Source organism: Paraburkholderia sp. CNPSo 3274 (genome assembly GCF_024206475.1).
Taxonomy (GTDB): domain Bacteria; phylum Pseudomonadota; class Gammaproteobacteria; order Burkholderiales; family Burkholderiaceae; genus Paraburkholderia.
Map to the genome: position 1 here is coordinate 1 of NZ_JAMBPR010000128.1, position 14,342 is coordinate 14,342.

The 14,342-nt window shown below is 66.6% G+C and carries 11 protein-coding genes and 1 pseudogene; all 12 read left to right on the plus strand.

Features of this window, described 5'->3' with window-relative positions; genetic code table 11:
• Positions 1 to 1,264 (plus strand): chemotaxis protein CheW (locus tag M3I54_RS41570; RefSeq protein ID WP_254345983.1); only part of this gene is annotated, 1,264 nt, incomplete at its 5' end.
• Positions 1,265 to 1,321: 57 nt separating this feature from the next.
• Positions 1,322 to 1,858 carry a chemotaxis protein CheW gene (gene cheW, locus M3I54_RS41575; RefSeq protein ID WP_110387251.1) on the plus strand — a complete coding sequence of 179 codons (537 nt, stop codon included), beginning with the start codon at positions 1,322 to 1,324 and terminating at the stop codon, positions 1,856 to 1,858.
• A gap of 189 nt (positions 1,859 to 2,047) precedes the next feature.
• Positions 2,048 to 3,913, plus strand: a complete 1,866-nt coding sequence (locus M3I54_RS41580) for a methyl-accepting chemotaxis protein (protein WP_254345985.1) — start codon at positions 2,048 to 2,050, stop codon at positions 3,911 to 3,913.
• Positions 3,914 to 4,141: 228 nt separating this feature from the next.
• A complete protein-coding gene (locus M3I54_RS41585; protein ID WP_254345988.1) occupies positions 4,142 to 5,086 on the plus strand; it encodes a CheR family methyltransferase in 945 nt (314 codons plus the stop codon).
• Positions 5,083 to 5,943, plus strand: a complete 861-nt coding sequence (gene cheD, locus M3I54_RS41590) for a chemoreceptor glutamine deamidase CheD (protein ID WP_254345990.1) — start codon at positions 5,083 to 5,085, stop codon at positions 5,941 to 5,943. The genes M3I54_RS41585 and cheD overlap by 4 nt, the downstream gene beginning before the upstream one ends.
• A gap of 59 nt (positions 5,944 to 6,002) precedes the next feature.
• The gene (locus tag M3I54_RS41595; RefSeq protein WP_375542309.1) at positions 6,003 to 7,055 is read left to right on the plus strand and encodes a chemotaxis response regulator protein-glutamate methylesterase; all 1,053 of its coding nucleotides are present in this window, start codon (positions 6,003 to 6,005) and stop codon (positions 7,053 to 7,055) included.
• A gap of 130 nt (positions 7,056 to 7,185) precedes the next feature.
• Positions 7,186 to 7,581 carry a chemotaxis response regulator CheY gene (gene cheY, locus M3I54_RS41600; RefSeq protein WP_028203354.1) on the plus strand — a complete coding sequence of 132 codons (396 nt, stop codon included), beginning with the start codon at positions 7,186 to 7,188 and terminating at the stop codon, positions 7,579 to 7,581.
• 130 nt (positions 7,582 to 7,711) lie between these two features.
• Positions 7,712 to 8,368 (plus strand): protein phosphatase CheZ, encoded by a 657-nt coding sequence (gene cheZ, locus M3I54_RS41605; protein WP_051481355.1) that lies wholly within the window; start codon positions 7,712 to 7,714, stop codon positions 8,366 to 8,368.
• 380 nt (positions 8,369 to 8,748) lie between these two features.
• Positions 8,749 to 9,264 carry a DUF2844 domain-containing protein gene (locus tag M3I54_RS41610; protein ID WP_254345997.1) on the plus strand — a complete coding sequence of 172 codons (516 nt, stop codon included), beginning with the start codon at positions 8,749 to 8,751 and terminating at the stop codon, positions 9,262 to 9,264.
• Between the two features lie 61 nt (positions 9,265 to 9,325).
• Complete coding sequence (locus M3I54_RS41615; RefSeq protein ID WP_254345999.1) at positions 9,326 to 10,570, plus strand: DUF3443 domain-containing protein; 1,245 nt, start codon at positions 9,326 to 9,328, stop codon at positions 10,568 to 10,570.
• Between the two features lie 245 nt (positions 10,571 to 10,815).
• A pseudogene (flhB, locus tag M3I54_RS41620) lies at positions 10,816 to 11,994 on the plus strand (flagellar biosynthesis protein FlhB); the annotation flags it as partial.
• A gap of 149 nt (positions 11,995 to 12,143) precedes the next feature.
• Positions 12,144 to 14,243 carry a flagellar biosynthesis protein FlhA gene (flhA, locus tag M3I54_RS41625; RefSeq protein WP_254345992.1) on the plus strand — a complete coding sequence of 700 codons (2,100 nt, stop codon included), beginning with the start codon at positions 12,144 to 12,146 and terminating at the stop codon, positions 14,241 to 14,243.
• The last annotated feature ends 99 nt before the right edge of the window (positions 14,244 to 14,342 follow it).

Here is a 14,342-nt window from a genome sequence, read left to right on the forward strand (position 1 = left end):
AGCCGAGGGCGAGCGCAAGGCGCGTCCGGCCGCAGCCGCGAATTCGGCGGAAGGCAGCTCGATTCGCGTGGGCGTCGAAAAGGTCGATCAGCTGATCAACCTCGTGGGCGAACTGGTCATTACGCAGGCCATGCTGGCGGAAACCACCAGCACGTTCGACCCGGCGCTGCACGACCGCCTCTACAACGGCATGGCGCAGCTCGAGCGCAACGCGCGCGACCTGCAGGAAGCGGTGATGTCGATCCGCATGATGCCGATGGACTACGTCTTCAGCCGCTTCCCGCGCCTCGTGCGCGATCTCGCGGCGAAGCTCGGGAAGGAAGTCGAGCTTGTCACCTTCGGTCAAGCGACCGAACTCGACAAGAGCCTCATCGAGCGCATCATCGACCCGCTCACCCACCTCGTGCGCAACTCGCTCGACCACGGCATCGAGACGGTGGAAGCGCGCCGCGCCGCGGGCAAGGACGCCACGGGCCAGCTCGTGCTCTCCGCCGCGCACCACGGCGGCAATATCGTGATCGAGGTGAGCGACGACGGCGCGGGCCTGCGCCGCGACAAGATTCTCGCCAAGGCGATCAAGCAGGGCATGCAGGTGAGCGACAGCATGTCCGACGACGAGGTCTGGAACCTCATTTTCCTGCCGGGCTTCTCGACCGCCGAGCAGGTGACCGACGTGTCGGGCCGCGGCGTGGGCATGGACGTGGTCAAGCGCAATATCCAGGCGATGGGCGGCCACGTGGAAATCACCTCGCACGCGGGCAAGGGCAGCACCACGCGCATCGTGTTGCCGCTCACGCTGGCGATACTCGACGGCATGTCGGTGAAGGTGGGCAGCGAGATCTTCATCCTGCCGCTGAACTTCGTGATGGAGTCCCTGCAGCCGCGCCACGAAGACATCTACACGGTCACCAACGGCGACCGCGTGGTGCGCGTGCGCGGCGAATACCTGCCGCTCGTCGCGCTCCATAGCGCATTCAACGTGGAAGGCGCGCGCACGGACCCGACGCAGGGCATCGTCACGATCATGGAAACCGAGGGCCGTCGCTTCGCCATGCTGATCGATGAGCTGGTCGGCCAGCAGCAAGTCGTGGTGAAGAACCTCGAAACGAACTACCGCAAGGTGCACGGCATTTCGGCGGCGACCATTCTCGGCGACGGCAGCGTCGCGCTGATCGTCGACGTGGCCGCGCTCAATCGCGAGACGCGCGCCACACACGGCGTGAGCGCCAGCGCAAATTCGGGTGCGTTCGCCGAATTCGCGTGATCGTGATGAAGTCCGGACGCACTCAACCAATCATCTCCCAACCGTTCAGGGGCTAACGTGGCAGAAGTCCAATCGATTCAAGGCAACGGCGCACATGGCGCGGTTGCCGGCGCGCAACGCCGCGACGCGCTGCAGGCCGACGCAGGCGGCCAGGAATTCCTCGTCTTCACCCTCGGCGCGGAAGAGTACGGCATCGACATCCTGAAGGTGCAGGAAATCCGCGGCTACGACAGCGTGACGCGCATCGCAAACGCGCCCGATTTCATCAAGGGTGTGATCAACCTGCGCGGCATCATCGTGCCGATCGTCGACATGCGCATCAAGTTCCATCTGGGGCGCGTCGAGTACGACCACCAGACGGTCGTCATCATCCTGAACGTCGCGCATCGCGTGGTCGGCATGGTGGTGGACGGCGTCTCGGACGTGCTCACGCTGCAGATGGAGCAGATCATGCCCGCGCCCGAATTCGGCGCGACGCTCACGACCGAGTACCTCACGGGCCTCGGCACCGTGGAAGGCCGCATGCTGATCCTGATGGACATCGAAAAACTGATGACGAGCCGCGAAATGGCGCTGATCGAGGCGCTGGTCTAACGCGCCGAGAGTAAAACCGGGGGGCCGCGAGGCCAGCGTGAGAGAGAGCGGATAAGCCGCCGCCAAAGAGCGGCAAGCCGCCCTCGTCGTTGCGCGCGTTTCGTGCAGGGTCCTGGGCGTCGCCACACCTTGCCGGCCGCACTCAGCCGCATAGCCCGCCCCGATTCGTACAGGACAGGAGCAAACGAGATGCTGCAAAGATGGTCGATCCGCACGACGCTCACGGGCGTCGGGGTCATTCTGGTTGCGCTGACGGTGCTGGTCGGCGCACTCGGGCTCGTCGCGCTCGGGCGTGCGAGCGACGCGTTCACTGAGATCGTGCGAGGCGATCTCGTGGCGATGCATGCGCTGAACGACGCGTCGTCGTATCTGCTGCGCACGCGCGTCGCGATCGACCGCGCCAGCGCGCTCACGGCAGCAGGCCAGGCCGACGATGCGAAGAAGGTGATCGATCGCGCCCAGGAACTGCTCGGCAAATCCAACGAAGCCTGGCAGGCCTTCCAGAACGCGCCGAAGAGCGGGCTCGACGCCGCCACGCTCGACGCGCTCGCGGCAAAGCGCGCCACGCTCATGCAAGACGGCGTGCAGCCCGAATTCGCGGCCTTGCGCGCAAACGATCAACCGGCCTATCACGCCATCGCCGACACGAAGATCAGTCCGATGTTCGTCGACTACGACAACGTCGCCGGGCCGCTCGCGCAGGCCCTGGAAGACAGCGCACAGGCTCGCGAGGCTGGCGCGCACGACAAGATCGCCGTCATGCGCATCGCGATTGGTGCGGTGATCGCCGTGGCGCTCGTGCTCGTGGTGGCGATCCGCTTCGCCATGCGCGGCCTCATCGTGCAGCCGCTCGAGGACGCCGTGTCGTGCTTCGAGCGCATCGCCCAGGGCGATCTCTCGCAGCCGGTCACGGTCTACAGCGACAACGAGATCGGGCGTCTGTTCAGCGGCGTCAAGCGCATGCAGGAAAGCCTCGTCACGCTGGTGAGCGCGGTGCATACGGGCGCAAGCTCGATCGACGTGGGCGCGCGCGAGATCGCCATGGGCAACACCGATCTCTCGCAGCGTACCGAGCAGCAGGCCGCATCGCTGCAGGAAACGGCGTCGAGCATGGAGCAGCTCACCGGCACCGTGCGCCAGAACGCCGAGAACGCGCGCCAGGCGAGCCAGCTGGCCGTCAACGCCTCCGACATCGCGACGCGCGGCGGCGAGGTGGTGGGTGAAGTCGTGAACACGATGCAGGGCATTGCGGTGAGTTCGGCGAAGGTCGTGGACATCATCAGCGTGATCGAAGGCATTGCGTTCCAGACCAACATTCTCGCGCTCAACGCGGCCGTGGAAGCGGCGCGCGCGGGCGAGCAGGGCCGCGGCTTCGCGGTGGTGGCCGGCGAAGTGCGCAGCCTCGCGCAGCGCAGCGCCAGCGCGGCGAAGGAAATCAAGGAACTCATCAACGACTCGGCCGAGAAAGTGCAAAGCGGCTCGCAGCTCGTGGGCCGCGCAGGCACGACGATGGAAGAAATCCTTCAGGCCGTGCGTCGCGTGACCGACATCATGGGTGAGATCAGCGCGGCGTCCGAGGAGCAGTCGGGCGGCATCGAGCAGGTCAACCGCGCCGTCACACAGATGGACACCGTCACGCAGCAGAACGCCGCGCTGGTGGAACAGGCAGCCGCTGCGGCGGCGTCGCTCGAAGAGCAGACGCGCCAGCTGCAGAACGTGCTCGGCACGTGGACGACGGGCGGCGCGCCGGCGCGCAGCGTGGGTGCAAGTCCGGCTCGCGTGACGCCGGCCGCGCCGGTTGCCGCGAAACGCACGACGCCATCGCCGGCTTCGGCGGGGAAGAAGGCCGCGGTGGCGGCAACGTCGGTCGCAACTGCGGCGGCATCGGCGGACACCGCGAAGCCAACGGCCAAGCCCGCGGCGCAACCGGCAGCGCAGTCGGCAAGCAAGGCTGCGGCAAAACCGGCAGCGAGGCCTGCCGCGCCTGCGCGCGCCGAGACGCACGTGAGCACGGCGGCATCCGCTTCGGACGATTCGGACTGGGAAACGTTCTGATCGAACGCGGCATAGAAAAGTAGTGAAGCACTGAACACGACGAGCAACTGCAATGCACATGAGCGCTACACAACGGCAAGACCTGCCGCGCCGGGCCCGAGAGCCCGCGCGCGCTGCGCAGGCCGCCCATGCGCCGCACGCATTGCAACCGGGCAGACGCGGCGCGCAGCAGTCCTGCGCCGCGGTATCCCATGCAGTGGGCGGCGCGCAATGCGAAGGAGCATCAGCATGAAAGCGCTGCGAAATTCGCGCCACGACGCCGGCGAGCCGGGCGGTTCGGGCGTCGAGAGCAACCGCGATTTCGATTTCACCTCGGCGGACTTCGAGCGCATTCGTGCGCTCATTCACCGCCGCGCGGGCATCTCGCTCTCGGACCACAAGCGCGACATGGCGTACAGCCGTCTCGCGCGGCGCCTGCGCACGCTCGGGCTCGACAGTTTTCGCGAGTACCTCGACCAGCTCGAAGCGCGCAACGACGCGAACGAGTGGGAAGCATTCACGAACGCGCTCACCACGAACCTCACGGCGTTTTTCCGCGAGGCGCATCACTTCCCGATCCTCGCGGATTTCGCGAAGCGTCGCGGTTCGCCGGGTTCCCAGCCGGTTTCGGTGTGGTGTTCGGCGGCTTCCACGGGCGAAGAGCCGTACTCGATTGCGATGACGCTCGTCGAAGCGCTTGGAGACCGCGCCGCGCGCGAGGCGCGCGTGCTCGCCACCGACCTCGACACCCAGGTGCTCGCCAAGGCCGACGCGGGCGTCTACGCGTTCGACCAGGTGAAGCATCTGTCGCCGGAGCGTCTGAAGCGCTTCTTCTTCAAGGGCACCGGCTCGCACTCGGGACTCGTGAAAGTGCGCCCGGAGCTGCGCGCGATGATCAAGTTCGAACAGCTCAACCTCACCGACGCGGACTACGGCTTGCGCACGACGTTCGACGCGATCTTCTGCCGCAACGTGATGATCTATTTCGACAAGCCGACCCAGGCACAGGTCCTCACGCGTTTCGAGCCGCTCATGAAGCCGGACGGCCTGCTGTTCGCGGGCCACTCGGAGAATTTCACCTATGTCACGCAGGCGTTCCGTCTGCGCGGCCAGACGGTGTACGAACTCACGCGCGGCGCCGCGGCCAATGCCGCGCCGCGCCGCGCGAACGACGCGGTCGGAGTGCCCGCATGAGCGCCCGCCTCCCGATTGCGTCGAACCGCTATTTCGACGCGCATTTCCAGCGCCCCGGCGTGAAGCTGCTGCCCAACGAGTTCTACACGACGGCCGAGGACATGGTGCTCGTCACCGTGCTCGGCTCGTGCGTGGCGGCCTGCATTCAGGACCGCACCGCCGGCATTGGCGGCATGAATCACTTCATGCTCCCCGACGACGGCGCGGACTCCGCCCACGCGCTCACTGGCGCTTCCGACGCGATGCGCTACGGCGCCTACGCGATGGAAGTGCTCATCAACGAGCTGATCAAGGCGGGTGGCCGGCGTGAGCGCTTCGAGGCCAAGGTGTTCGGCGGCGCGGCGGTGCTCGCGGGCATGACGACGATGAACATTGGCGATCGCAACGCCGCGTTCGTGCGCCGCTATCTCGCGACCGAGAACATCCGCATCGTGGCCGAGGACCTGCAAGGCTCGCATCCGCGCAAGGTGGCATTCTTGCCGCGCACGGGCCAGGTGATGGTGAAGAAGCTGCGCCTCTCGCAGGAGACGAGCGTGGCCGAGCGCGAGCAGCAGCTCGCCGCGCAAACCGCCGAAGCGCGCGCCGAACGGCTCGCGCGTGCGCGTGCGCGCGTCGAGCTGTTCGGCGTCGGCAGCGCCGGGCGTGCGGGCCCGGGCGCCACTGCGCCGGGTCATGTGGCAAACGCGGCGGCAAATGCGGCAGTAAATGCGGCAGCAAACGCGGCAGCCCATGCGACCCAGATTTCTCAATCCCAGCCGCAGAGCGCGCGGCCTCGCATCGAGCTGTTCGGCTCGAGCGTGTCGTCCGCGCTGCGCGCATCCGGTCAAGACAACGCCAGGACAGTAGAGGAGGCGTGAACGCTGTGCAAAAAATCAAGGTTCTCTGCGTCGACGATTCGGCGCTGATCCGCAGTTTGATGACGGAAATCATCAACAGTCAGCCCGATATGACGGTCGTCGCCACCGCGCCGGATCCGCTCGTCGCGCGCGATCTGATCAAGCAGCACAACCCCGACGTGCTCACGCTCGACGTGGAAATGCCGCGCATGGACGGCCTCGACTTCCTCGAGAAGTTGATGCGCCTGCGGCCCATGCCGGTCGTGATGGTGTCGTCGCTCACCGAGCGCGGCAACGAAATCACGCTGCGTGCGCTGGAACTGGGCGCCGTCGACTTCGTGACGAAGCCGAAGGTCGGCATTCGCGACGGCATGCTCGAATACTCGGAAAAGCTCGCCGACAAGGTGCGCGCTGCCGCGCGCGCCCGCGTGCGTGCGCACCATGCTCCCGCCGCTGCACCAGCGGGCGCGCACGCGCATGGCCACGCCGCTGCGCACGCCGCGAGCCCGGCGCCGATGATCAACAACCCGCTCGTCTCGACCGAGAAGCTCGTGATCGTCGGTGCGTCGACGGGCGGCACGGAGGCGATCCGCGAAGTGCTGCAGCCACTGCCGCCCGACGCGCCCGCGGTGCTGATCGCGCAGCACATGCCGCCTGGTTTCACGAAGTCGTTCGCACAGCGCCTGAACGGGCTGTGCCGCATCACCGTCAAGGAAGCGGAGCACGGCGAACGTGTGCTGCCCGGCCACGCCTACATCGCGCCGGGCCACGCACACCTCTTGCTCGCACGCAGCGGGGCGAACTACATCGCGCATCTGTCCGACGACCCGCCGGTCAACCGGCACCGTCCGTCGGTCGATGTGCTGTTTCGCTCGGCGGCGCTGCACGCGGGCAAGAACGCCATCGGCGTGATTCTCACGGGCATGGGCCGCGACGGTGCGGCCGGGCTGCTCGAAATGCGCCAGGCCGGTGCTTACACGCTCGCGCAGGACGAGGCGAGCTGCATCGTGTTTGGCATGCCGCGCGAAGCCATTGCAATGGGCGGCGCCGATGAAATCGCCTCGCTTGCAGACATGAGCCGGCGCGTGATGACCCGCCTCGCCTCGATGGGCGACCGGGTCCAGCGCGTCTGATGAACAACCAATATCGAGAGATCATGTTGGCCGCAAACGCTTACACGATCGCTCGCGATTAATTTATCTGGATAGGCAGTGCGCTTCTCTGGATAATTGCCCGGGTTTTCGCCTGGAGGAATGGAACGTGATGGATAAGGGAATGAAGATTCTGGTGGTGGACGATTTTCCGACGATGCGCCGGATTGTCCGCAACCTGCTCAAGGAACTGGGCTACTCGAACGTCGACGAAGCCGAAGACGGCGCAGCGGGCCTCGCGCGCCTGCGCGGCGGCAACTACGAGTTCGTGATCTCCGACTGGAACATGCCGAACCTCGACGGTCTCGCCATGCTCAAGGAGATCCGCGCCGACGCGAATCTGACGCATCTGCCGGTGCTGATGGTGACGGCGGAGTCGAAGAAGGAAAACATCATCGCGGCGGCGCAGGCTGGCGCGAGCGGCTATGTGGTGAAGCCGTTCACGGCTGCCACGCTCGACGAGAAGCTCAACAAGATTCTCGAGAAGATGGCCAAGACGGGGAGCTGACGTGAACGAGCCCATCAGTGAGCAGTCCGGCGCTCATGGCGGTGAGTGGCCGGAAGGCGAGGGCGTCGAGCCGCTCCCGCAGCCTCCCGAGTTCGACTTCGCGCCGCCTGCTGCGGGCGAGGCCGGCGAGCTGGCGACGGACCGCATCCTCGCCCGTATCGGCCATCTGACGCGCAGCCTGCGCGACTCGATGCGCGAACTCGGCCTCGACAAGCATGTGGAGCGCGCCGCCGAGGCGGTGCCCGACGCGCGCGACCGGCTGCGCTATGTCGCGAACATGACCGAGCAGGCCGCCGAGCGCGTGCTGACGGCGATCGACATCGCCAAGCCGCTGCAGGAAACGCTCGAGCGCGACGCGAAGGAACTGACGAGCCGCTGGGCGACGTGGTACGACGCGCCGATCGGCCGCGAGGAAGTGCGCCAGCTGATGGACGACACGCGCGCCTTTGTGGATGGCGTGCCGCAAGCCACCGCGGCGACCAACCAGCAGCTGCTCGAGATCATGCTCGCTCAGGACTTCCAGGACCTGACGGGCCAGGTGATCAAGAAGATCATGGACGTGGTCTATCTGATCGAGCAGCAGTTGCTCACCGTGCTGGTCGAGAACATCGCGCCGGAGCGGCGTGAGCAGTTCGCGGCAACGGCGGCGGCGCTCGCGGAGACCCAGAGCAGCACGGGCAGCCCCGAAGGTCTGCTCAACGGCCCGCAGATCAATCCGGAAGGCAAGACCGACGTCGTGCAGGATCAGGCGCAGGTTGACGATCTGCTCGCAAGTCTCGGGTTCTGATCCGGTCGGGTAGATCCGGTCGGGTAGATCCGGTCGGGTAGATCCGGTCGGGTAGATCCGGTCGGGCAGATCCGGTCGGGCAGACCCGGAGCGCGCAGCTAACCGTCGGTTAGCTGCCGCATGTAGTCCAAGGCGGGCATACTAGTGCTCATGCCTTCGTGCCCTGCCGCGGCAAGTGTTGCGGTGGTGCAACGAAGCATAGCCAGCCGTTGCCCGTCCTGCTGCGTCCCGCCGCGACGTTCCTGCGCGGCCCCGACAGCGTATGGTGCAACGCGCCATCGCAAGAGGGAGGGGACGCCTTGTATCCATACCCATCGTTCTGTGGCAAGGCGGCGCGCTCGTTTGCACGCCGCGCCGCATCCGGCTGCGCACCCGGCGCGGTGCTCCTTGGTTCACTGCTTTGCGCGCTGCTCGCTGCGCCCGCGGCTCACGCCGCGCTCGGCGGCGCGCCCATGCCCACGCCGGCGGGCGCGAGCGTCAGCACCCTGAGCGCCGCTTCGGCGGCAGCCGCGGCCGGCAACGCCTCGGCCGTCGCGCGCGCAGCCGTGCAAGGCACGGCTTCCGGCGCTTCCACGACTCCCGCCTACACCGTTCAGCAGACCACGCTCGCCAACGGCACCGTCGTGCGCGAGTACCTCACGCAGGCCGGCACCGTATTCGGCGTGGCCTGGGACGGCCCGCAGATGCCCAATCTCGCCACGCTGCTGGGCAGCTACTTTCCCCAATACACGGCCGGCGTGAAGGCGAGCCACGCCGCCGGTCTCGTGCGCGGGCCGGGTGTGGTCGAAAACTCGAACGTCTTCGTGCATTCGGGCGGCCACATGGGCGCCTTCTCCGGGCAGGCATGGCTGCCGCAGGCGCTGCCTGCGGGCGTCAGCGCCTCCGATATCCAGTGACGAGCGGAGGCCAAACGTGCTGACTTCAGTGCTGACTTCACGCCATTCGCGCAGCTTTTGGCTGCGCCCTTTCCGGTTCCTTTCGGGCGCCGCGCTCGTTGCCCTGGTTTCGCTCGTCGCCGCCTGCGGAGGCGGGGGCGGCAGCAGCGGTAGCAGTAGTGGCAGCAGCTCGAGCGGCAGCAGTGGCGGCGGCAGCTCAGCGGTTTCCAGTCCCACGCAGCAGCCCACTGCGGCTACCGCCGCGAACACCGTGGGCGTGGTCGTGAACAGCGGATTGACCGGCACGCTGCCCAACATTCCCACCGTCAGCGTGACGATCTGCGTGGCCGGCACGAGTACCTGCGAGACCGTCAACAACGTTCAGGTGGATACGGCGTCGTTCGGCCTGCGCCTGCTCGCGTCGGCGCTGCCGAACCTGCTGGGCTCGCTGCCCACCGCCACGGCCAACGGCGGCACGCTCGCCGAATGCACGGCCTTCGCCGACGGTTACACGTGGGGCACCGTGCGTCCTGCCGACGTCAAGATCGGCGGCGAGACGGCATCCAGTATTCCGATCCAGGTGATCGGCGACCTGGGTTCGAACACGGTGCCGTCGGCGTGCGCGGGCTTTGGCAACGCGCAGAACACGGTGCAGGACCTGGGCGCGAACGGCATTCTCGGAATCGGCGTCGCGCCTTATGACAACATCGGCACTTACTACTCCTGTCCCGGCAACACGAACTGCGTCGCCGCAACGGTCACGCAAACACAGCTGGTGGCCAACCCCGTGCCCAAATTCGGTACGGACAGCAACGGCGTGATCCTGGAGATGGCGCCCGTGTCGGATGGCGGCGCGCCCAGCGCGACCGGCACGCTCGTGTTCGGCATCGGCACGCAGTCGAACAACGCGATGAACGCCTCGCAAAGCTTCAACACGGACTCCTGGGGCAGGCTCAGCTCCACGTTCAACGGGCACACGCTCCAGACCTTCCTCGACTCGGGTTCGAACGCGATCTTCTTCGTCGACAGCGGCCTGCCGCAGTGCGGCGGCAATCTCGGCACGTTCTACTGCCCAACGTCGACGCAGTCCTTCAGCGCGGCGCTCGTTTCCAACAATGGCGCAACGACGGGCACGGCAACCTTCAATGTCGCGAACGGGAACGCATTGCTCGGCAGCGGCGCGAACTATGCGGCCAACAACCTCGCAGGGCAGTTCGGGTCGTCGGCGGACCTCGACCTGGGGTTGTCGTTCTTCTATGGCCGCTACGTGTACTACGGCATGGACATGACCGCGTCCGGGGGCAAGGCGCCGTACGTCGCGTTCTGAGATTGCGGGCGCTCCGGGTGCGTTTGCCGTACGGTTTGCGGCGCCGCGAGCGCATGCGCGCGTCGCGCTCGCGGGCGCTCGCCGATGATGCCGCCCCGTTCCCATCGGCCGAAATACCCTGATTTCCCCTCCCTACTCCGTCAATCGGTACTTGCCACCCGCGGCAATAATCGCTGTCACTGAAAAAGGGCGCGCGCCAGCCGCGCAGCCGCGACGAGCGGCGCGTGCCCGCGACCGGAGCATGCGTGGCTGAGGACAGCGACCTCGATAAAACCGAATCCGCCACTCCCAAGCGCCTCGAAAAGGCGCGGGAGGAGGGGCAGGTTCCGCGTTCCCGGGAGCTTTCCACGTTCGCGTTGCTCTCGGCGGGCTTCTTTGGCTCGTGGATGCTTTCGGGGACGATCGGCGCGCATCTGCAGGCCATGTTGCGCTCGGCGTTCACGTTCGGCCATGCCGACGCGTTCGAGACGCGGCGCATGCTGATCGGCGCGGGACTTTCCGCGCGCGAGGGGTTCCTCGCGGTCATACCGGTGCTCGCGCTCACGGGCGTAGCGGCGCTCGTCGCGCCCATGGCGCTTGGCGGCTGGCTGATCTCGGCGAAGCTGCTCGAGCCGAAATTCGAACGTCTGAACCCAATCACAGGTATCGGTCGCCTCTTTTCCGTGAATGGGTTGATCCAGCTCGGCATGTCGGCGTTGAAGACGGCCGTGGTCGGGCTGATCGGCGGCTCAGCGCTGTGGAACCATCGCGACGAAATCCTCGGGCTCGCGATGCAGCCCGCCCCGAGCGCTTTCGCCGACGGGATGCATCTGATCGCGGTGTGCTGCGGCATAACGGTCGCGGGCATGTTCTTCGTCGCAGCAATTGACGCGCCTTACCAGGTCTTTTCATATCACCGCCGGCTGCGCATGACCAAGGAAGAGGTGAAGCGCGAGCACCGCGAAAACGAGGGCGACCCGCACGTGAAGGGGCGCATTCGCCAGCAGCAGCGCGCCGCCGCCCGCCGCCGCATGATGACCCAGGTGCCCAAGGCCGACGTGGTCGTGACCAACCCGACGCACTTCGCCGTCGCGCTCAAGTACGCCGATGGCGAGATGCGTGCGCCGAAAGTCGTCGCGAAGGGCGTGAACCTCGTGGCCGCGCGCATCCGCGAGATCGCGGCCGAGAACAACGTGCCGCTGCTCGAAGCGCCGCCGCTCGCCCGCGCGCTCTATTACAACGTCGACCTCAACCGCGAAATTCCGGGACCGCTCTACGGCGCGGTCGCGCAGGTGCTCGCGTGGGTCTATCAGCTCAAGCGCTTTCGCGAACATGGCGGCGACGTGCCGATGGAGCCGACCGACCTCGACGTGCCACCCGAATTGGACAAGGGCGCGATGAGCGACGAAGACGAAGCCAGCGAAGCCGACGAAGCCCTCACGCCCGAAGAGCACACGGCTGCTGAGGCCGCTAGTCGTGCGAACGCGGCAAATTCCACGAACGCAGCGAACGCGGCGAACGCATACAACGCATCGAACGCCGCCGGCCGCGCCGATAAAAATCCGGCGCGCGACGGCACTGAAGGAGCAACAGAATGAACGCCCGCACCGGTTTCCTCGCGCGGCGCCCGGAGATGCTGCAAAGCACGAATCTGCGCGCGCTGGCGGGACCGATCCTGATCTGCATGATCCTCGGCATGATGATCCTGCCGTTGCCGCCGTTCCTGCTGGATCTGCTGTTCACCTTCAACATCGCGCTATCGGTGATGGTGCTGCTCGTCAGCATGTACACCATGAAGCCGCTCGACTTCGCGGCGTTCCCGAGCGTGCTGCTGTTCTCGACGCTCTTGCGGCTCTCGCTGAACGTGGCCTCCACGCGTATCGTGCTGCTCGAAGGCCATACCGGCCCGGGCGCCGCGGGCCAGGTGATCGAGTCGTTTGGCCACTTCCTCGTGGGCGGCAACTTCGCCGTGGGTATCGTGGTGTTCGTGATCCTCATGGTCATCAACTTCATGGTGATCACGAAGGGCGCGGGCCGTATCGCCGAAGTCTCCGCGCGCTTCACGCTCGACGCGATGCCCGGCAAGCAAATGGCGATCGACGCCGACCTGAACGCGGGCCTCATCAACGAAGACGCGGCCCGCAAGCGCCGCACCGAGATTGCCCAGGAAGCCGAGTTCTACGGCTCGATGGACGGTGCGAGCAAGTTCGTGCGCGGCGACGCCATCGCCGGCCTGCTGATCATGGTGATCAACATCGTGGGCGGCCTGATCGTGGGCGTCGTGCAGCACGGCATGCCGCTCGCCTCGGCGGGTGAGACCTACACGCTGCTCACCATCGGCGACGGCCTCGTCGCGCAGATTCCGTCGCTCGTCATCTCGACGGCGGCCGGCGTGATCGTCTCGCGCGTGGCGACCAACGAAGACATCGGCACGCAGCTGACCGGCCAGCTCTTCACGAACCCGCGCGTGCTCATGATCACGGGCACGATCATCGTCATGATGGGCGTGATTCCGGGCATGCCGCACTTTGCGTTTCTGCTGCTCGGCGGCGGCTCGATCCAGCTTGGCCGCACGTTGAAGAAGAACGCCGAGGCGAAGAAGGCGAGCGCCGTGATCGACGACGCATCGCCCGCCGCGCTCGCGCCCGTCGAAAACACCGAGGCGACCTGGGACGACGTGGCGCTCATCGACACGCTCGGCCTCGAAGTGGGCTACCGCATCATTCCGCTCGTCGACAAGAACACCGACGGCGAGCTGCTCAAGCGCATCAAGAGCATCCGCAAGAAGTTCGCGCAGGAAATCGGCTTCTTGCCGCCGGTCATCCATATTCGCGACAACCTGGAGCTGCGCCCGAACGCCTACCGTATTGCGTTGAAGGGCGTGGAGGTGGGCACCGGCGAGGCCTACCCAGGCCAGTGGCTCGCGATCAACCCGGGTCAGGTGAGCGCGGTGCTGCCCGGCACGCCGACCACGGACCCGGCGTTCGGCCTGCCCGCCGTGTGGATCGACTCGAACGTGCGCGAGCAGGCGCAGGTGTTCGGCTACACGGTGGTCGATTCGAGCACGGTGGTGGCAACGCACCTGAATCACCTCGTCGTCATGCACGCGGCCGAGCTGCTCGGGCGCCGCGAAGTGCAGGCGCTGCTCGAGCGCGTGCAGAAGGACACGCCTTCGCTCGTGGACGACCTCGTGCCGAAGGTGCTGCCGGTCACGACGCTGCAGAAGGTGCTGCAGAACCTGCTGGAAGAAGGCGTGCCGATCCGCGACATGCGCACGATCATGGAATCGCTCGCGGAGCACACGCCGCGCATCACCGACGCACACGATCTGACCGCGGCGGTGCGCATCGCGCTCGGCCGCGCGATCACGCAGCAATGGTTCCCCGGCAACGCGGACATGCAGGTGATGGGCCTCGACGCGAATCTCGAGCGCGTGCTTTCGCAGACGCTCACCTCGGGCCCGAACCCCGGCCTCGAACCGGGTCTCGCGCATACGCTGCTCACGCAGACCGAGCAGGCGATGGGGCGTCAGCAGGCGCTGGGTCTCGCGCCGGTGATGCTCGTGCAGCATGCGCTGCGGCCCATGCTGTCGCGCTTCCTGCGCCGCAGCCTGCCGCAGCTCAAGGTGCTTTCGTATGCCGAGGTGCCGGATACGCGCAACGTGAAGGTGGTGAATGTGATTGGGGCGCATTGATCGCACTGCCGCACCTGAATGAGAAAAAGCCCGCTTTTTGCGGGCTTTTTCGTTACCTGGGCCACATGCACGCCTTCCGGCGCGCAATTCTCCCCCGCC